This window comes from Methylobacterium organophilum, assembly GCF_022533465.1.
GTDB classification, from domain to species: domain Bacteria; phylum Pseudomonadota; class Alphaproteobacteria; order Rhizobiales; family Beijerinckiaceae; genus Methylobacterium; species Methylobacterium organophilum.
Genome location: NZ_CP092848.1, coordinates 3,354,271 through 3,372,737, shown reverse-complemented (window position 1 = coordinate 3,372,737; position 18,467 = coordinate 3,354,271). Strand labels below are relative to the sequence as shown.

Here is an 18,467-nt window from a genome sequence, read left to right as displayed (position 1 = left end):
GCTAGACTGCCTCCCCGGATGGCCACGGCGCGGGGAGGATGCGATGGCGAACCTTGAAGGCAGCTTCGTCTGGTACGAGCTGATGACCCCCGACCCGAAGGCGGCGGAGGTCTTCTACGGCAAGGTCGCGGGCTGGGGTCTGGTCGATGCCGGGCATCCGGCCATGCGCTACACCCTCGCCTGCCTCGGCGAGCACCGCCTCGCCGGGATCATGGCGATGCCCGAGGCGATGCAGGCGGAAGGTTGCCGTCCCGGCTGGATCGGCTACGTCGCCGTGGCCGATGTCGATGCCAAGGCGGCGGAGGCCGAGCGCCTCGGCGGGCAGGTGGTGCGCGCGCCCGACGACATCCCCGAGATCGGCCGCTTCGCGGTGATCGCCGATCCGCAGGGCGCCAAGCTGGTGCTCTTTCGCGGGAACGGCGCCCCGCCGCCCAGGCCCGCGCCCGGCACGCCGGGCCTGTTCGGCTGGCACGAGCTCTACGCGACGGATTGGCCGGCGGCCTTCGCCTTCTACGAGGCCCTGTTCGGCTGGACCAAGGGGCAGGCCATCGCGATCGGCCCGATGGGCATCTACCAGCTCTTCCATGCGCCGGACGCGCCCGCCGAGGGCATGGCCACCGGCGGCATGATGAGCCTGTCGAGCCCGCCCGCGCCGTTCTGGCTCTATTACATCGTCGCCGGGGAGATCGAGGCCGCGGCCGGGCGGATCCGCGCGCATGGCGGCGCCATCCTCAACGGCCCGATGGAGGTGCCCGGGGGCATGTGGATCGTCCAGGCCGCCGACCCGCAGGGCGCGAACTTCGCCGTGGTCGGGCCGCGGGCCGGCGCCTAGCGCCGAGGCGTCGTCCTGCGCCGCCACCGGCGGCAGGACGACGTTTTTTCTCCGCCCATGTCACATCCGGCCGCTCCCCCTCGTCTTTCCGGCGGATCCGACAGGACAACCCGGAGAGACACCATGACCACTGCCCGCATCGCCGACCCGTTCGCCCTCGCCCCCGATCCCCTGAAGGCCATGATGCAAGTGGAGGCCGCCATCCGCGCGGGCGGCCTGGAGACGGCCCTGCTCGAGCTCGTCAAGCTGCGCGCCTCGCAGATCAACGGCTGTGCCTTCTGCATCGCCATGCACGCCACCGATGCCCGCAAGCACGGCGAGAGCGAGCTCCGCCTCTATCTCCTCGACGCCTGGCGGGACTCCACGCTCTATTCGGAGCGGGAGCGCGCCGCCCTCGCCTGGACGGAGGCGCTCACGCGTCTCACCGAGACCGGTGCGCCGGACGCGGATTTCGCCCTGGCGAAGGCCCAGTTCACGGAGGCGGAGCTGGTGCAGCTCACCCTGCAGATCGGGGCGATCAATCTGTGGAACCGGTTGCAGGTCGGCCTGCGGGCGGAACACGCCCACGACCTCTCGCGCCATGCCGCCTGACGCCGGAACGGCGATCTTCGAGGCGGAGCGGCCGCGGCTGATCCGCCTCGCCTATCGCATGCTCGGCTCCCTCGCCGAGGCCGAGGACGTGGTCCAGAATGCCTGGCTGCGCTGGCGGCAGGCCGACCGCGACGCCGTCGCCGCGCCCATGGCCTACCTGACGCGCATCGTCACCCGGCTCTGCCTCGACGTGATGAAGTCCGCCCGAGCGCGGCGGGAGACCTATGTCGGCGCCTGGTTGCCGGAGCCGTTGATCGAGGAGTCGCCCGAGGATCCGGCGGAGGACCTGACCTTGCCCCTGATGCTGGCGCTCGAGCGGCTCTCGCCGCTGGAGCGGGCGGCCTTCCTGTTGCACGACGTGTTCGGTGTGCCGCTCGCTGAGGTGGCCGTCACCCTGGAGCGCGACGGGGTGGCGGTCCGCCAGCTCGCTGCGCGGGCGCGCAAGCATGTCCGGGCCGGTCGTCCCCGCTACGCCCTGGCCCCCGAGGAGGGCGAGCGGCTCGCCCGGGCCTTCTTCGCGGCGACGAGCAGCGGCGACGTCGCGACCCTGCGGGCGATGCTGGCGAAGGACGTCGTCCTGCGCGCGGATGGCGGCGGCAAGGTCCTGGCCTTCCTCAACCCGATCGTGGGGCGCGAGCGCACCCTCCGGCTCTATGCGGGGCTGCACCGCAAATTGAAGACGCCCGGCCGCTTCCTGCGGCCCGCCCGTATCGACGGATGGCCGGGCTACATCTCGGAGGAGCGCGACGGCGTGCTCCAGACCACGGCCCTCGTGGTCGAGGACGGCGTGATCCGCCTCGTGCTGATCACCCGCAATCCGGACAAGCTGGGTCACGTGGCCCGCCTCATCGGCCCGCAGAAGACTGAAAACGGCCTCGTGCTCGGATGACCTCGTGACGCTGACGACGAGAGAAAGCCGGAAAAACCAGAGTGAGCCGCGGGCCGCCTCGACACGAAACAGGACCAGGCGATCGCCGTTGACGGGCCAGACTTGTTGTGGCTCAAGCCTCTTCCCGTCGCTGCCACGGTTTCGCTGAGGAATGATGCAAGACGATACGCTCGCGCGCGCTCTCGCCGATGTCCGGCAGCGCCTGAACGAGTTGCAGAGCGAGTATGACCGCGTCGCGACCGAACTCGGCAAGCTGCGTCAGGCGGAAAAGTCCCTGGCTGCTCTGGTCGAGGGCGTTGCCGAGGGTGATGTGAGCTTCGCCGGAGGCTTCGACGGCGCGCCCGCGCCCGGCCGGGCGCCGGCTGCCCGGGCCTCCTCCGGCCGCGGCAGCCGCGGCCCGCGGGCCAATTCCGCGAAGGGCCGCCTCAAGGTCCTGCTCGAGGAGGCCGGCCCGCAGGGATATTCGCAGGCCGACATCCAGCGGCGGCTTCACGACGTCGCGCCGGCCACGCTCAACACCTATCTCAGCATGATGGTGTCCGGCGGCGAGGCCGTTCGCAACGGCGACTTCTACACCGCCCGCAAGGGGCCGATCGCCCCCGACGCGCCGGGCGATGAAGAGGAGGAGGCGCCGGATCACGACGCCGCTGACCCGCAGGACGAGGAATAGGCGCCCTCCGCTTCCGCGCGACGCCGGCCTCGGGCCTCAGCTCCTGAGCCCCGGGGCCTCCTGGCCGGTGCGGGCGACGTATTCGGTGTAGCCGCCGCCATACTGGTGGATGCCGTCGGGCGTCAGCTCCAGCAGGCGGTTCGAGAGCGCGGCCAGGAAGTGCCGGTCGTGGGAGACGAACAGCATCGTCCCCTCGAACTGCGCCAGCGCCCCGATCAGCATCTGCTTCGTGACGATGTCGAGGTGGTTGGTCGGCTCGTCGAGCACGAGAAAGTTCGGCGGGTCGAACAGCATCTTGGCCATCACCAGGCGCGCCTTCTCGCCGCCGGAGAGCACGCGGCAGCGTTTCTCCACGTCGTCGCCGGAGAAGCCGAAGCAGCCGGCGAGCGCCCGCAGCGAGCCCTGCCCGGCCTGGGGGAAGCTCGATTCCAGGTCCTCGAAGATGGTCAGGTCGCCGTCGAGCAGGTCCATGGCGTGCTGGGCGAAATAGCCGAGCTTCACGCTGCCCCCGATCGTCACGCTGCCGGTATCGGGTTCGGCCGTGCCGGTGACGAGCTTGAGCAGGGTCGACTTGCCGGCGCCGTTCACGCCCATCACGCACCAGCGCTCCTTGCGCCGGATCGAGAAATCGAGCCCCTCGTAGATCACGCGGCTGCCGTAGCGTTTGTGCACGCCCTTCAGCATGGCGACGTCGTCGCCGGAGCGCGGCGCGGGCTGGAACTCGAAGGCGACCGTCTGCCGGCGGCGGGGCGGCTCGACCCGCTCGATCTTGTCGAGCTTCTTCACCCGGCTCTGAACCTGCGCCGCGTGGGAGGCGCGCGCCTTGAAGCGCTCGATGAACTTGATCTCCTTGGCCAGCATCGCCTGCTGGCGCTCGAACTGCGCCTGCTGCTGCGTGTCCGCGAGCGCCCGCTGCTGCTCGTAGAAGGCGTAGTCGCCCGAATAGGTGGTGAGCTGGCCGCTATCGATCTCGATGATCTTGGTGACGATGCGGTTCATGAACTCGCGGTCGTGCGAGGTCATCATCAACGCGCCGTCATAGCCCTTGAGGAAGTCTTCCAGCCAGATCAGGCTCTCGAGGTCGAGATGGTTCGACGGCTCGTCGAGCAGCATCACGTCGGGGCGCATCAGCAGAATGCGGGCGAGCGCCACGCGCATCTTCCAGCCGCCCGAGAGGCGGCCGACATCGCCGTCCATCATCTCCTGGGAGAAGCCGAGGCCGGCGAGCACCTCGTAGGCGCGGCCTTCGAGGGCGTAGCCGCCGAGCTCCTCGAAGCGGGCCTGGACCTCGCCGTAGCGCTCGATCAGCGCCTCCATCTCGTCGGCCCGGTCGGGATCGGCGAGCGCCTGCTCGATCTCCTTGAGCTCGGCCGCGACCACGCTGACGGGGCCGGCGCCGTCCATCACCTCCGCGACCACGGAGCGGCCGGACATCTCGCCGACATCCTGGCTGAAATAGCCGATGGTGATGCCGCGATCGCTGGCGACCTGGCCCTCGTCGGGCTGCTCCTGGCCGGTCATCATCCGGAACAGGGTGGTCTTGCCGGCGCCGTTGGGGCCGACGAGCCCGGCCTTCTCGCCCTTCTGCAGGGACGCCGTGGCCTCGACGAAGACGAGCTGCCGGCCGTTCTGCTTGCCGATCTTTTCGAGGCGTATCATGCGTCCGCATTGTCCCGGGAGGTCTGGACCGGGGCCTTACGGCATGGACGGCGCGAGCGGAAGGCGAGCCTGCGCCGGGCTGCCCCTCCCGGGGGAGGACCCGGCCGCTCAGAGCAGCCGGCGGTCGAGGCGGATGATGCGGCAGGGCTCGCCCGCCTGGGCGACCGGCGCGTGGGGCGGACGGATCAGCAGGGCCTCGGACTGGCCGAGCACCGCGAGCATGGACGAATCCTGCCGGTTCTCCGCCGTGGCCACGGGCAGCCGGTCCGGCGCCGTGTCGAGGCGGGCGCGCAGGTAGTCCTGCCGCTGGTCGTTCGCCGGCATGTCGCGGCCGAGCAGCGCCGGCTCGGAGCGGTCGGCTCCGGCGCGCGGGTCGCCGAGCAGGGCGCGGATCGCCGGCACCACGAAGAGCAGGCCGCAGACGATGGCGGAGACGGGGTTGCCGGGCAGGCCGACCACCAGCATGCGGCCGAGGCGGCCATGCATGAGCGGCTTGCCGGGGCGCAGGGCCACCTTCCAGAAGCCGAGCTCCATCCCCGCCTTGCGCAGGGCCGCCTGGACGAGGTCGTGGTCGCCGACCGAGGCGCCCCCCAGGGTCACCAGCAGGTCGGCCTGCGCCGCGACCGCCCGGCCGATGGCGCCGTCGAGGGCCTCCATCGAGTCGCCGGCGATGTCGAGGTCGATGATCTCCGCCCCCGCCTCGCGGGCGAGCGCGGCGACCGCGAGGCCGTTCGAGGCGACGATCTGGTCCCAGCGTGCGGGCTCGCCCGGCCGCACCAGCTCGTCGCCGGTGGCGAGCACCGCGACCCGGGGGCGGCGGCGCAGGGACAGGGTCGGATGGCCGCCCGCGGCGGCGAGCGCCAGCTTGCGGGCGCTCAGGGCGTCGCCCGCGGTCAGGAGCGTGTCGCCCTCGCGGAAATCGAGGCCGGCCGGGCGCAGGAAGCGGCCCGCCGCCACCGGCTCGTCGGCGACGACGTGTTCGCCCGCGGCGGTGGCGTTCTCCTGGATCAGGATCGCGTCCGCGCCTTCCGGCACCGGCGCGCCGGTGAAGATGCGCACGGCTTCGCCCGGGCCGAGCCTGCCCGCGAAGCCGTGGCCGGCGGCGCTGGTGCCGATCAGCCTCAGCCGGGCCGGAACCTGCCCCGCATCCGCCGCGCGCACGGCGTAGCCGTCCATGGCGGAGGTGAGGAAGGGCGGCTGCGTGCGGAGCGCCGGGACGTCCGCGGCCAGCGTGCGGCCGGCGGCGTCCGCGAGCTTCACCGTCTCCGCCTCCACCGGGCCTGGGACGGCGGCGAGGATGCGGGCCAGGGCCTCCGCGACGGGGAGCAGACTCATGGGTGGGCTCCCGGAGCGGTGCCGGACCGCAGGCGCAGGGGCGTCACTCCGCCTCTCCGACCCGCCAGGTGCCGGATTTGCCGCCCTCCTTGGAGACGAGGTGGATGCCCTCGATGCGCATGCCCCGGTCGGCGGCCTTCACCATGTCGTAGATGGTCAGGCAGGCCACCGAGACCGCGGTGAGCGCCTCCATCTCGACGCCGGTCTGGCCGGTCACCTTCACCTCCGCCGCCACGCGCAGGCCGGGGAGTGCCTCGTCCGGCTCGCACTCGACCCGGACCTTGGTGAGGAGCAGGGGATGGCAGAGCGGGATCAGCTCGTGGGTGCGCTTGGCGGCCATGATGCCGGCGAGCCGGGCCGTGCCGATCACGTCGCCCTTCTTGGCATCGCCCTCGCGGATCAGCCGCAGGGTCTCGGGCCGCATCAGCACAAGGCCCTCGGCCCGGGCGGTGCGGGTGGTCGCCGCCTTCTCCGAGACGTCGACCATGTTGGCGGCGCCGGCCGCGTCGAGATGGGTCAGCTCGCCCATCAGCGCGTCTCGTCCCCGAAGAGCAGGGTCCGGGTGGCGGCGGTGACGTTGGCCTGCCGCATCAGGCTCTCGCCGACGAGGATGGTGTCGAGCCCGGCCGCGCGCAGGCGCTTGACCTCCGCATGCGAGCCGATGCCGCTCTCGGCCACCGCGATGCGGTCGGAGGGGATGCCGGGCTTCAGGCGGATCGCGGTCTCGAAGGAGACCTCGAAGGTCTTGAGGTTGCGGTTGTTCACGCCGACGAGCCGGGTCTCGAGGGGAATGGCCCGCTCCAGCTCCTCCGCGTCGTGCACCTCGGCCAGCACGTCCATGCCGAGGTCGTGGGCGGTCTCGACCAGGGCCGCGGCCTCGTCGTCGTCGAGGCAGGCCATGATGACGAGGATGCAGTCGGCGCCCCAGGCCCGGGCCTCGAACACCTGGTAGGGCTCGAACATGAAGTCCTTGCGCAGGACCGGCAGGGCACAGGCGGCGCGCGCCGCCATCAGGTATTCCGGCGCCCCCTGGAAGGACGGGGCGTCGGTGAGCACCGAGAGGCAGGTGGCGCCGCCCTTCTCGTAGGCCTTCGCCAGTGCGGCGGGGTCGAAATCCGCGCGGATCAGACCCTTGGAGGGCGAGGCCTTCTTCACCTCGGCGATCAGGGCCGGGCGGTCGCCCGCGATGGTGCGGGCGATGGCATCGGCGAAGCCGCGGGGCGGATCGGCTTCCGCGACCTTCTTCTCGAGCTTGGCCAGCGGCACGCGCAGCTTCGCCTCGGCGATCTCGCGGCGCTTGTAGGCCTCGATGCGGGCCAGCACGCTCGCCCGCTCCGGGGCCTGGGCGGTCACGTCGGCGACGATATCGTCCATGGGATTCCCTTCAGGCGTCCGAGGCGTCGTTGGAGACTTCGACGAGCCGTGCCAGCGTGGCCCGGGCGGCGCCGGAATCGAGGGCGGCTTCCGCCCGCGCCACGCCCTCGGCGAGGGTGCCGGCGGCGCCCGCCACCACGAGGCCCGCGCCCGCATTGAGAACGGCGATGTCGCGATAGGCGTTGCGCGCGCCTTCCAGCACCTGGCCGAGGGCGGCGGCGTTGTGCGCGGGATCGCCCCCGCGCAGGTCGTCGAGGGTGGCGAGGCGCAGGCCGACCTCCCGCGGGTCGATGCTGAAGCGGGAGAGGCGCCCGTCCTCCAGGGCGACCACCGCGGTGGGGCCGGTGGTGGTGATCTCGTCGAGCCCGTCCGAGCCGTGCACGGTCCAGACCCGCCGGCTGCCGAGCTCGGACAGGACCTGCGTCAGCGGCTCGGCCCAGGCGGCCAGCGACACGCCGAAGACCTGCGCCCTCACGCCGGCCGGGTTCGAGAGCGGGCCCAGCATGTTGAAGATCGTGCGGAAGGGCAGTTCCAGCCGCACCGGCTGGACATGGCGCATGGCGCCGTGATGCGTCTGCGCGAACATGAAGCACAGGCCCGCCTGGGCGAGGCAGCGCGCGAGCGCCGGCGGCGGCAGGCCGATCTTCACGCCCAGGGCGGCGAGCACGTCCGCCGCGCCGGAGCGGGAGGTGGCGGCGCGGTTGCCGTGCTTGGCCACCGGCACGCCGCAGGCGGCGGTGACGATCGCGGCGAGCGTCGAGACGTTGTAGCTGCCCGAATGGTCCCCGCCGGTGCCGACGATGTCGATGGCCTCCTCCGGCGCCGCGACCGGCAGCATCCGCGCCCGCATGGCCGAGACCGCGCCGACGATCTCCTCCACGCCCTCGCCGCGCACCTTCAAGGCCGTGAGGAAGGCGCCGGCCTGGACCGGGGTGACCTCGCCGGAAAGCAGGTCGTCGAAGGCGGCCCGGGCTTCCGCGCGGCTGAGGGCGGCGCCGGTCGCGACCTTGGCGAGATGGGGCTTGAAGGAATCCATCGGATCAGGATCAACCGCGTGTTCCCCTCCCGCGGGGGAGGAGACGGAGGCGTCCTCAATGCACGCCGGGGGCGCCCTTGTCACGGGTGGCCCGCCAGGCGGCGGCGATGTCGAGGAAGTTCTTCAGAATCTGGCCGCCGTGGCGCGACAGGATGCTCTCGGGGTGGAACTGGACCCCGTGCACCGGCAGCGTGGCGTGCTGCAGCCCCATGATCAGCCCGTCGGCTTCCGCGGTGACCTGCAGCACCTCCGGGCAGGTGGCGCGGTCCACCACGAGGGAATGGTAGCGCGTCGCCTCGAAGCCGCCGTTGATGCCGCGGAAGATGCCCTTGGCCTCGTGCGCGATCGTCGAGATCTTGCCGTGCATGGGCGCGGGCGCGCGCACCACGTCGCCGCCGAAGGCCTGGCCGATGGTCTGGAGGCCGAGGCAGACGCCGAAGATCGGGATCTCGGATCCGAGCTCCTTCACCACGTCGAGGCAGATCCCGGCTTCCGTCGGCGTGCAGGGGCCGGGCGAGAGCACGATGGCGTCCGGCGCCCGCTCCCGGATGCCGTCGATCGTGATCGCGTCGTTGCGCTCCACCGCGATCGCGCCGGCGAGGGGCCCGATCAGATGGACGAGATTCCAGGTGAAGGAATCGTAGTTGTCGATGACGAGGACGTTGGACATTCGTTCGTTGCCGCGCGCCGGGCCGCCGGACCCTGCCGTGCTTCCGAGGGGGAGGCGGCGACCGGTCGTGGTGCCGATGGCGTGACGGCGGGGGCGCGGGAAGTCAAGCGGGCGCCCCGGCGCCCGCCGCCTCCCTGCCGCGTCCTCCGCCCGCTCCGTTCAGCCCGCGGCCGTCTCCAGCTCGCGCAGGATGGCGTCGCCCATCTGCCCGGTGCTCACCGGGGTCGCCCCCTCCCCCGCGATGTCGCGGGTGCGGACGCCCGCGGCCAGGGTGCGGGTGATGGCCCGCTCCACGAGATCGGCGGCCTCGCCGAGCCCGAAGGAATAGCGCAGGCACATGGCCAGCGAGCCGATCATCGCGATCGGGTTGGCGAAGCCCTTGCCGGCGATGTCCGGGGCGGAGCCGTGCACGGGCTCGTAGAGCGCCTTGCGGGTGCCCTTGGCGTCGACCGCGCCCAGGGAGGCCGAGGGCAGCATGCCCAGGGAGCCGGTGAGCATGGCCGCGACGTCCGAGAGCACGTCGCCGAACAGGTTGTCGGTCACCAGCACGTCGAACTGCTTGGGCCGGCGCACGAGCTGCATGGCGCAGTTGTCGGCGAGCACGTGCTCCAGCGCGACCTCCGGGTAATGGTCGGCATGGACCTTGGTGACGACCTCCTTCCAGAGGACGCCGGACTTCATCACGTTGTGCTTCTCCGCGGAGGCGACGCGGCCGGAGCGCTTCTTGGCGAGGTCGAAGGCGACATGCGCGATGCGCTCGATCTCGGCGGTGGTGTAGACCTGGGTGTCGACGGCGCGCTTCGAGCCGTCCGGCAGCGTGGTGATCTCCTTCGGCTCGCCGAAATAGACGCCGCCGGTGAGCTCGCGCACGATCATGATGTCGAGGCCCTCGACGAGGTCGCGCTTGAGCGCGGAGGCCTCGGCCAGCGCCGGGTAGCAGATCGCCGGGCGGAGATTGGCGAACAGGCCGAGATCCTTGCGCAGGCGCAGCAGGCCCGCCTCCGGGCGGATGTCGTAGGCGACGCCGTTCCATTTCGGGCCGCCGACGGCGCCGAGCAGGATCGCGTCGGCCGCATCGGCCTTGGCCAGGGTCGCATCGGCCAGCGGCTTGCCGTGCACGTCGATGGCGCTGCCGCCGACGAGGTCGGTCTCGGTCTCGAAGGTGGCGAGCCCGCGCCGGGACAGCCAGCCAAGGACCTTCTCGACCTCGGCCATCACCTCGGGGCCGATGCCGTCGCCGGGGAGGAGCAGGAGCTTGTAGGTGGTCATGGCGGCGTTCCGGCCCTGGGCGGCGTGTCGGGCGCCGGGGCCGCCGGGCGGCGCCCTGGATGGCGCGTCCCTCGGGATGTCACGCCTGACGGTTGCGATGCGAGGGGCGGGTGGCGATACCGCCGGGTCGGGGAGAGTTCAAGCGGGGTGGCGGGTCGGAGGCCGTTTCCATGATCGTCCGCCAGGAGGGAGGGAAGTCTTGGAACCGCCAATCCTCAGTGATCGGCGGTCGATCCCCCGTCGAAGGAGAGACCCGTCAGCGCGAAGCCGAGGGGGCGGAGGTCGAGGCCTCCGCCAGCAGGAAAAGATCCGGCCTGTATCTCATTAAGTGTTAAAAAATATTTTGATATAATTTGAGTTGTTATTCGGGTTTCATTTGAATGATGATGATTCGGTTTGTCTCTGGGTAGTGCTTTTGTACAATGGTCGCCAGCTCAATGGCTCTGAGCGATCCAATTTTGGCATTGGCCGTCTTGAAATCGTAGACGCAGACCGTGCCGGGTCTCGTCCGTTCGAGGACATCAAGGCGAACCGATCCTTTTTCCCCGTACCGTGCCTCTTGCCCGGGAAAGATGCCCCGTGCGGGATTGGGCTCGACGAACGAAGCCTCGGCTTTGAGATTGGGATCGCCTTTTTCTCTGATCCTTCGAGCGATGTCGGCATGTGTCAGAATGCCGAGTTCTGTGAGCGTGCGATACAGGCCGCTGGCCTTGAGGCGGGCATAGGAGTCGTTGGCGATGAACTGGATCTCCCCGTTGCGAGGGCAGGCCTGATCGAGGTCGGCTTGTTCGAGGCGTCCGGTCCACAGGGCCGAGGGGGCTTTGAAGTCGGCGCCGGGCACGATCTGATGCGCGGTCAGGCCGACCACAACCCGGCTGAAGCGGTCCTCGCGCCTGAAGCGGTCCTTGCGCGCGGCCAGGACGACGGCGAGCACGCCGATGAATTCGATCGTCGCCGGGACGAGGAGCGGAGCGGCGAAGAGGAAGGCCGGATCGACGACGGCCTCGGGCTCGGCGCCCCGGGGCGTGAAGGTGCTGCGGCCGAGGATCGCGCCGGTCGCGCCGTCGCGGATGGTCTGCGTCCAGCCGGCGGTCTCGACGATCCGGCTCTCGCCGTCCGGCGCGACGATGAGGTGTTGCTCGTCCCATTCGCGGGCGCCCGGGCGGACCCGGATCGTGAGGACGCGGGTGCCGTCCTCCGTCACCGTCTCCTGGCGTGTCTCGCCGTCGCCGGCCGCGGCGTCCTCGCCGCTCGCGGACGTGTCGGACGATCCTGCGCCGTCGCCCGGGATCCATTGGCCCCCGTTCGGCTCGCCGGCCGGCGCGCGGGGTTGGTCGGGAGAATATTTTCTTTGCACGCTCCGCTGCGCACGGATGAGCCTCAGACCGAAATTCGCCTCGGCGATCAGTCCTCCCGCTCGTAGGATCGCGTTTCCGAGGCTCTCGTTCGCTTGACCTTCGGGCTGCCGCATGCGCCGATTCCCTGGACGGTTTCAGGAAAATTTGCTTAGCGGCGACGATTAAGTTTGTCATCCTATTTATGTAGAAATTCCTATTTCTGTCGTGATCTCCAGGCGGCCTCCGGGTCGTTCGCGGGTCGAGGCTTGCCCATCGTCCCGCGCGATCCGGCCTGTCGGGCGTTCTTCGATGTCCCGCGCCGGTCCCGTCGCGAGTTTTCGCTTGCGATCTGCGCCACAGCCGATCAGCTATCGGTTCTCGTGGCCGACCGGGCCCGCGCGGGCAGGATCCTTCCGATGCAGACGACAGGCGAGCCGCCCGGTGCCGGGCATGTCTGCACGCATCACCGCTCGGAGGCGAGCTGTGCCGAGTGTCAGGTCCGCCTGGTGAGCGTCTGCGCCGCCCTCACCGGCGAGGAGCTCGGCCTGCTGGAGGCGCTGAGTCAGCAGATCCACCTCGATCCGCGGCACGCGCTGTTCCGCCAGGGCGACGACGCGAACGCGGTCTACAACGTGACCGAGGGCATGCTGCGCCTGTCGCGGCTGCTGCCGGACGGGCGACGGCACGTCATGGGCTTCGCGATGGTCGGAGACTTTCTCGGCCTCGCCCTCCCCGCGCGCTTCACCGTCACCGCGGAAGCCCTCGGCCCGGTGCGCCTCTGCCGGTTCGAGAAGCGCTCTTTCGCGGCCCTGGTCGCAGACAAGCCGCATCTGCTGCAGCGCCTGCACGAGCGGGCGGGCTACGAGCTCACCCTCGCGCAGGATCACATGATGCTGCTCGGCCGCCGCACCGCCGAGGAGAAGGTGGCGAGCTTCCTCCTGAGCCTGCGCGAGCGCTACGGCCATCTCGGCCAGACATCCGTGACCCTGGAACTGCCGATGGGGCGCCAGGACATCGCCGACCATCTGGGCCTCACCATCGAGACGGTCAGCCGCATGCTGACCCGCCTCGACCGGGAGAAGGCGATCCTCATCGTGCCCGGCGGCGTGCGCCTGCTCGACGGCGGCCGGCTGGAAAGCCTCGCCGCCGCCTGACGCCCCCCGTGCCGAGGGGGCCGCGCCCCCTCAATGGCACATCAGGCAGGGGATCGGGCTGCGCTGGAGGATGTCGCGGGTGACGCCCCCGAACAGCCATTCGCGCAGGCGCGCATGGCCGTAGGCGCCCATCACGATGAGGTCGGCGTCCTGCTTCTGGGCGAAGCGCAGCAATTCGTCGCCGTCGCTCACGATCGTGCGCAGGAGATGGGTCGTGACGGGCGCGCCGTGCCGGGCGAGATGGGCGGCCACGTCCTCCGCCCCCTCGTAGCGGGCGCCCTCGCCCGTGCTGGCGACGAAGACCTGATCCGCCTCGCGGATGAAGGGGAGCGCCGCGGAGACGGCCCGGCGCGCCTCGAGGCCGTCCTTCCAGGCCACGACGATGCGCGCGCCCCTGAGATGCTCGATGCAGGGCGGCACCACCAGCACCGGGCGGCCGGCCTCCATCAGGATCGGGCCGGGGGGCACCCCGAGCGCGCCGGGCGGTTCGTCCATGGGCCCCCGGCGGCCCACCACGACGAGGTCGGCGGCCCGCGCCTGCTCGACGAGATGCGTGATCGGCCCCGCGAAAGCCGGCCGCCAGTCGGTCCGGGTTCCCTCCTCGACGCAGCGGGCGAACAGGGCCTGGGCCTGTTCCAGCACCGCCCGCACCTCGTCCTCGTTGTCGCGCTCCTGCCGTTCCGCGTCCTGGACGTCCCGCACCAGGGTCGGGGCCGGCACCTTCTCGGCGGCGGCACCGGTCAGCGTCGCCGCGAAGCGCCGCGCGAGCCCCGCGGCGAGCCGGATCCGGTCGGCCGTCGCCCCGTCGAGATCGACCGAGACCAGGATGTTGGCGTAGCTCATGATTGCCTCCCGCAGCCGTGCCTGTCGAACGATGCGGCATCCTCGCCGCCGCGGGGTGCGGGTACCTTGATCCAGCGCAAGGATCGTGACGGTCCGCCGTCAGAGGGCGGGCGCATGCGTCGCGGGGGCCCGGGCGAGGCGCGCGTCGAACACGGCGGCGACGACCCGCACCAGGGGGCGCCCCGCCTCCGTCACGGCGATCCGTTCCCGGTCGCGGTGCGCCAGCCCGTCGCCGCAGAGGGCGTCGAGCCGGGCGAGCTCCGTCGCGAACAGGTCGGTGGCGACGCCGTGCTCCGCGCAGACCGCGTCGAGATCGACCGCGAAATCGCACATCAGCCGCTCGATCACGGCGCGGCGCAGGCGGTCCTCCGCGGTGAGGGCGAGGCCGCGCACGGTCGGCACCCGTCCGGCCTCGATCAGGCGGGCATAGGCCGGCACCGTGGCGGCGTTCTGCGCGTAGCCCTGCGGCAGGGCCGAGATCGCGGAGGCCCCGAAGCCGATCAGGGCCGGGGCCGCATCGGTGGTGTAGCCCTGGAAATTGCGCCGGAGCGCGCCGGCCTCCAGCGCCGCCACGAGCGGGTCGGCGGCCTTGGCGAAATGGTCGAGCCCGACCCGGACGTAGCCGGCCGCGGACAGGCAGGCCGCGGCGGCCTCGAACTGCGCGAGCCGGGCCGGCCCGTCCGGCAGGGCCTCGGCCGGCAGCAGGGCCTGATGCCGCTTCATCGCCGGGACATGGGCGTAGCCGAACAGCGAGACCCGGTCGGGATCGAGGGCGAGCGCCCGGGTCGTGGTCTCGGCCAGGCTCTCCGCGCTCTGGTGGGGCAGGCCGTACATCAGGTCGAGGTTGAGGCGGGCGATGCCCGCCGCCCGCAGGCGCTCCGCCGCCGCACGCGTCTGCGCGAAGGATTGCTCCCGGCCGATCGCAGCCTGGACCTTCGGATCGAAGCTCTGCACCCCGAGGCTCGCCCGGTTGACGCCGATCGCCGCGAGCGCGTCCACGTCGCCGGGGCTGCGCGGGTCGATCTCCACGGCGATCTCCGCAGCGTCCGCCAGCCTGAAATGGCGGCCGATCGCCCGCATGACGCGCCGCAGGTCGCCGCCGCTCAGCAGGGTCGGGGTGCCGCCGCCCCAGTGCAGGTGGGTGACCGGGCCGCGCGGCGCGCCCGCCGCCGCGGTCATCGCGATCTCCCGTACGAGGAGATCGGCATAGGCGGCCACGGGGTCGTAGCGGCGCACCACGGTGGTGTGGCAGCCGCAATAGAGGCACAGCGCCGCGCAGAAGGGGACGTGGAGATAGAGGGAGAGGTCCGTCTCCTCCGGCAGCGCGGCGAGCCAGGCGATCCGCGTGGCGCCGTCCACGGCCTCCGTGAAATGCGGGGCGGTGGGGTAGCTGGTGTAGCGGGGCAGTCGCAGCCCGTCGTAGCGGGCGAGAAGCTCGTCGTTCATGGGCCGCAGGGTGCGCCCCGCCCCGCGGCGACGCCTTGATTCAGCGCAAGGCCGCTCAGGCCCGGAGCCGGTCCATCGGCATCCGGCGGGCCGGGATGGCGAGGTCCGGGCTGTGGCTCGTCAGCACGACCACGCGGGTCTGCCATTGCGCCAGCAGGCGGCCGAGGATGCGCACGGCCTGATCCGCGCCGAGATGCTCGGCCGGCTCGTCGAGGAGGATCACCGGGGCGGGGCTCAGGGCGGCGCGGGCCAGGGCGAGGCGTTGCGCCTCCCCGAGCGACAGGACGCCCTCCGTGATCCAGGCCTCGAGGCCGCCGGCGGCGCGGATGCGGTCGTCGAGCTCGACCCGCGCCAGCGCGGCCCAGATCTCCCGGTCGGAGGCGCCGGGGGCGAACAGGTTCTCGCGCACGGTGTCGGCGAGGATGGCGGCGTCATGCAGGCCGAGATGGGTGCAGGCCTGCCGCTCCGCCGCCGGGACGCCGAGGCCGTCGAGGCGGATCACCTCGCCGGGCCGGTCCTCGCCCCAGCCCGCGAGGGTCTTGAGCAGGGAGGTCTTGCCGCAGCCGCTGGCGCCGACCAGCATCAGGGGCGTGCCCGGCGTCACGACGAGATCCGGCAGGGCGCCGAGATCGCGCCCGTCCGGGGCCCGCAGCCGCAGGTTCTGCAGGGCGAGGGCCCCCGCGGCACGGAAGCTGCGCGCCTCCGGGGCGACGCCCGCCCCGCCCCCCGCCGCGGCGGCGAGGTTGTCGCGGGCGAGCCGGGCCCGGGTTGCGCCGAGGAGCGCGCGGGCGAGGCCCAGCATCGGCTCGGCCAGGGCGATCCAGGCGAAGGCCAGGAAGGCGGCGGGCAGGAGCGCCGTGCCCCGTGCCCCCGCGCTCCAGGCGGACAGGAGCACCGCCAGGGCGGCCAGGGGGCCGGCCAGCGCCGGCAGGGCTTCGAGCCCGGCAAGGGCGCGCCGCCCGGCGGCCGCCGCCTGCTCCGCCTCCCGCAGTGAGTCGAGGGCGGCCCGCAGCGCCGGGCGGCGCCGGCCCTCCGCCGCCAGGGGGACGAGGCCGGCGAGCGCGGCCCCGAGCTCCGCCGCCCCGGCGCGGCGCAGGGCCCGCATCCGCGTCTCGGTGGCGGCGAGGCGCGCCGCCACGCGCCGGGCGAGCGGCACGGAGGCGAACGCCAGGGCGGCGAGGGCGGGCAGCGCGAGGGGCGTGAGGAATGCGGTCAGGGCCAGCAGGGCGAGCAGCGCCGCGCCGGCCGTCGCCAGCGGGAAGTTCGCGCGCAGCCGGGCGTAGTCCACATCCGCGACGTCGTCGATGTAGTCGGCCAGCCGCTCCGGGCGGCCGAGCTGCCAGCCGGCGCCCCGGCTCTCCGGCGCCCGCGCGAGGGCGGCGAACAGGCCGGCCCGCCGGCGGACCTGATCAGCCAGGGCGGCGCGGTGGCCGGCCATGCGCTCGCCGTAGCGCGCGCCCGTGCGCAGCAGCGCGAAGAGCCGCACCAGGGCGGCCGGGTGATGGAAGTTGAACGCGAGCGCCGCCGGCCCGGCTCCGGCGAGGGCCACCCCCGCGAGGAAGCTCACGGCGGTGCCGGCGAGGAGCAGGTTCGCCGCGAGCGCCAGGGCGGCGAGGAGGAAGGCGAGGCGCCACGCTCTGTTGCCCATCCCCTCGCCCTTTCCCCCGCCGCGCGGAAGCGGGAGGGCCAGGCCGATCGATCGCGCGCGCATCATGCGGCCTGCCTTTCGGAGGGGGGAAGCCCGAGGGTGATGTGCCGGTCGGCGAGGGCCACCAGCGCCGGATCGTGCGTCGCCACGAGGATCAGCCGGCGGCGGGCCGCCACCTGCAGGGTGCCGCACACCCAGGCGGCGTTGACGGGATCGAGCTTCGCCGTCGGCTCGTCGCAGAAGCCGATGCCGGGCCGCACGAGCAGCCGCGCCAGGGCGATCCGCACGCGCTGGCCGCCGGACAGGTTCTCGGCCCCGGCCCGCACGGGGGCCTCGAGGCCGCCGGGCCAGTGCGGATCGTCCAGCAGGCCGAGGAGCGCGGCGGCCTGCTGGACCCTCTCGGGCGTCGCGCCGTCCGTGCCCTCCGTGATCGCCCGGCCCAGGGTGCCGGCGGGGATGGGCGCGTCGAGGGAGACCCAGCTGCGCCCGGCCTCGTCCGGCAGCCGCACGCCGCCCGCCAGCGGCGCCTCGACCCCGGCAAGCACCCGCAGCAGCGTCGATTTGCCGATGCCGCTCGGCCCGGTGATGGCGACGAGCCCGGTCTCCGGCAGGTCGAAATCGGCGATGGCGCCGACATGGGGCAGGACGAGGCCGCGGGCGCCGGGCTCCGCCGGGATGGCCCGCGCGGCGACACCCTTCGCCTCCGTCTCGCCCGAAAACGCCCAGGCGAGCGCGACCGCCGCGGCCTCTCCCTCCGCCTTGGCGTGGTAGAGCTCGGCGTAGCGGCGGAACGGCGCGAAATAGTCCGGGGCGAGCAGCAGGATCAGCAGGCTCTGCCAGAGCGCGAGCTGCGCGAAGCCCGGCAGCGCGACGAGGCCGAGATGGCCGAGCCCGAGGAACACCGCCAGGATCGCGATGGCGAGGGAGGAGAAGAAGTCGAGCACCCCCGCATTGAGGAAGGCGACCGACAGCACGCCCATGGTGCCCTCGGCATAGGCCGCGAGCCGGCGGTCGAGCTTCTCGCGCTCCCGGGCGAGCCCGTGCCCGGCGAGGATGGTCGGCAGCGTCCGCACCCGGTCCGCGAACTGGGTGGCGAGGCACCCGAGCGCCGCCTCCTGCGCGGCGGCCCGGTCGCGGATCAGGCCGCCGACCAGGGCGAAGAACAGGATCATCGCCGGGGTGGCGAGCAGCAGGGCGAGCGCCGCCTGCCAGAAGACCAGGGCGACCGCGCCGGCGGTCAGGAACGGCCCGAGCGCCATCATGCGCCGCGCCGCGGCATGGCCGACGACGAGCCGGGCGAGCGCCCCCGGATGGCGCTGCAGCCCGCAGATCACCGCCCCCTGCGGCAGCTCGGCGGCGGCGCGGGCGGGCATGGCGGCGAGCCGCGCCTCGGCCGCCTCCAGCAGGTCTGTCGCCACCTTCGCCTCCAGGGCGGCGCTCCGCGTCTCGACCAGGCCGCCGAGCCCGGCGACGGCCAGCGCCGAGGCCGCGGCGAGGCCGAGGGCCAGGGGATCGAGGCGGCCCTCCTCGATGAGCGGGCCCGCCAGCCGGGCGAGCGCCACGGCGCCGGCGAGGCCCGCCGCGTGGCGCAGCACCTGGAGCGCGAGGAGGGGCCGCAGGCCGGGCCCAGCCGCGCCGCGGGCGACGGCCAGGGCTTCCGGCGCGGGGGCGGACTTGGCGGAGCCGGGCTTCGTTCTGCGGCGGATCATGCCCC

17 protein-coding genes are annotated in these 18,467 nt (G+C 72.6%); 5 read left to right on the top strand and 12 right to left on the bottom strand.

Annotated features, from left to right (window positions below):
• Positions 1-43: 43 nt before the first annotated feature.
• The 4 genes from MMB17_RS15750 (at position 44) to MMB17_RS15735 (ending at position 2,982) form a co-directional block, all read left to right on the top strand.
• Positions 44-832 carry a VOC family protein gene (locus MMB17_RS15750; RefSeq protein WP_241099475.1) on the top strand — a complete coding sequence of 263 codons (789 nt, stop codon included), beginning with the start codon at positions 44-46 and terminating at the stop codon, positions 830-832.
• Positions 833-955: 123 nt separating this feature from the next.
• On the top strand, positions 956-1,423 hold the full coding sequence (locus MMB17_RS15745) for a carboxymuconolactone decarboxylase family protein (RefSeq protein WP_238312850.1): 468 nt from the start codon (positions 956-958) through the stop codon (positions 1,421-1,423).
• On the top strand, positions 1,413-2,312 hold the full coding sequence (locus MMB17_RS15740; RefSeq protein WP_238312853.1) for a sigma-70 family RNA polymerase sigma factor: 900 nt from the start codon (positions 1,413-1,415) through the stop codon (positions 2,310-2,312). Before MMB17_RS15745 ends, MMB17_RS15740 begins: the two co-directional genes overlap by 11 nt.
• 151 nt (positions 2,313-2,463) lie before the next feature.
• The gene (locus MMB17_RS15735) at positions 2,464-2,982 is read left to right on the top strand and encodes a hypothetical protein (protein ID WP_238312855.1); all 519 of its coding nucleotides are present in this window, start codon (positions 2,464-2,466) and stop codon (positions 2,980-2,982) included.
• Positions 2,983-3,018: 36 nt separating this feature from the next.
• On the opposite strand, the gene MMB17_RS15730 is transcribed toward MMB17_RS15735, so the two are convergent.
• The 8 genes from MMB17_RS15730 to MMB17_RS15695 all read right to left on the bottom strand — a co-directional run bounded on the left by MMB17_RS15730 (position 3,019) and on the right by MMB17_RS15695 (position 11,796).
• The gene (locus MMB17_RS15730; RefSeq protein ID WP_238312857.1) at positions 3,019-4,641 is read right to left on the bottom strand and encodes an ABC-F family ATP-binding cassette domain-containing protein; all 1,623 of its coding nucleotides are present in this window, start codon (positions 4,639-4,641) and stop codon (positions 3,019-3,021) included.
• 108 nt (positions 4,642-4,749) lie between these two features.
• Positions 4,750-5,976 (bottom strand): molybdopterin molybdotransferase MoeA, encoded by a 1,227-nt coding sequence (locus MMB17_RS15725; protein WP_241099474.1) that lies wholly within the window; start codon positions 5,974-5,976, stop codon positions 4,750-4,752.
• Positions 5,977-6,019: 43 nt separating this feature from the next.
• Entirely contained in the window at positions 6,020-6,505 is a 486-nt protein-coding gene (moaC, locus tag MMB17_RS15720; protein WP_238312862.1) for a cyclic pyranopterin monophosphate synthase MoaC, read from the bottom strand.
• Positions 6,505-7,350 carry an indole-3-glycerol phosphate synthase TrpC gene (trpC, locus tag MMB17_RS15715; protein WP_241099473.1) on the bottom strand — a complete coding sequence of 282 codons (846 nt, stop codon included), beginning with the start codon at positions 7,348-7,350 and terminating at the stop codon, positions 6,505-6,507. The genes moaC and trpC overlap by 1 nt, the downstream gene beginning before the upstream one ends.
• A gap of 10 nt (positions 7,351-7,360) precedes the next feature.
• Entirely contained in the window at positions 7,361-8,386 is a 1,026-nt protein-coding gene (trpD, locus tag MMB17_RS15710; RefSeq protein WP_238312866.1) for an anthranilate phosphoribosyltransferase, read from the bottom strand.
• A gap of 55 nt (positions 8,387-8,441) precedes the next feature.
• Positions 8,442-9,056 (bottom strand): anthranilate synthase component II, encoded by a 615-nt coding sequence (locus tag MMB17_RS15705; RefSeq protein WP_241099472.1) that lies wholly within the window; start codon positions 9,054-9,056, stop codon positions 8,442-8,444.
• Positions 9,057-9,215: 159 nt separating this feature from the next.
• Positions 9,216-10,325 carry a 3-isopropylmalate dehydrogenase gene (gene leuB / locus MMB17_RS15700; protein WP_238312869.1) on the bottom strand — a complete coding sequence of 370 codons (1,110 nt, stop codon included), beginning with the start codon at positions 10,323-10,325 and terminating at the stop codon, positions 9,216-9,218.
• A 361-nt stretch (positions 10,326-10,686) separates the two neighbouring features.
• On the bottom strand, positions 10,687-11,796 hold the full coding sequence (locus MMB17_RS15695; protein ID WP_241099471.1) for a hypothetical protein: 1,110 nt from the start codon (positions 11,794-11,796) through the stop codon (positions 10,687-10,689).
• A 282-nt stretch (positions 11,797-12,078) separates the two neighbouring features.
• On the opposite strand from MMB17_RS15695, the gene MMB17_RS15690 reads away from it, so the two are divergent.
• Positions 12,079-12,816, top strand: a complete 738-nt coding sequence (locus MMB17_RS15690) for a Crp/Fnr family transcriptional regulator (protein ID WP_241099470.1) — start codon at positions 12,079-12,081, stop codon at positions 12,814-12,816.
• A 30-nt stretch (positions 12,817-12,846) separates the two neighbouring features.
• Here the strand turns inward: MMB17_RS15690 and MMB17_RS15685 are convergent, their stop codons facing one another.
• The 4 genes from MMB17_RS15685 to MMB17_RS15670 form a co-directional block, all read right to left on the bottom strand.
• Positions 12,847-13,659 carry a universal stress protein gene (locus MMB17_RS15685; protein WP_241099469.1) on the bottom strand — a complete coding sequence of 271 codons (813 nt, stop codon included), beginning with the start codon at positions 13,657-13,659 and terminating at the stop codon, positions 12,847-12,849.
• Between the two features lie 99 nt (positions 13,660-13,758).
• Complete coding sequence (gene hemN, locus MMB17_RS15680) at positions 13,759-15,105, bottom strand: oxygen-independent coproporphyrinogen III oxidase (protein ID WP_241099468.1); 1,347 nt, start codon at positions 15,103-15,105, stop codon at positions 13,759-13,761.
• A gap of 55 nt (positions 15,106-15,160) precedes the next feature.
• Entirely contained in the window at positions 15,161-16,819 is a 1,659-nt protein-coding gene (locus MMB17_RS15675) for an ATP-binding cassette domain-containing protein (protein WP_420847275.1), read from the bottom strand.
• Positions 16,816-18,462, bottom strand: a complete 1,647-nt coding sequence (locus MMB17_RS15670; protein WP_241099461.1) for an ATP-binding cassette domain-containing protein — start codon at positions 18,460-18,462, stop codon at positions 16,816-16,818. The genes MMB17_RS15675 and MMB17_RS15670 overlap by 4 nt, the downstream gene beginning before the upstream one ends.
• Between the last annotated feature and the right edge of the window lie 5 nt (positions 18,463-18,467).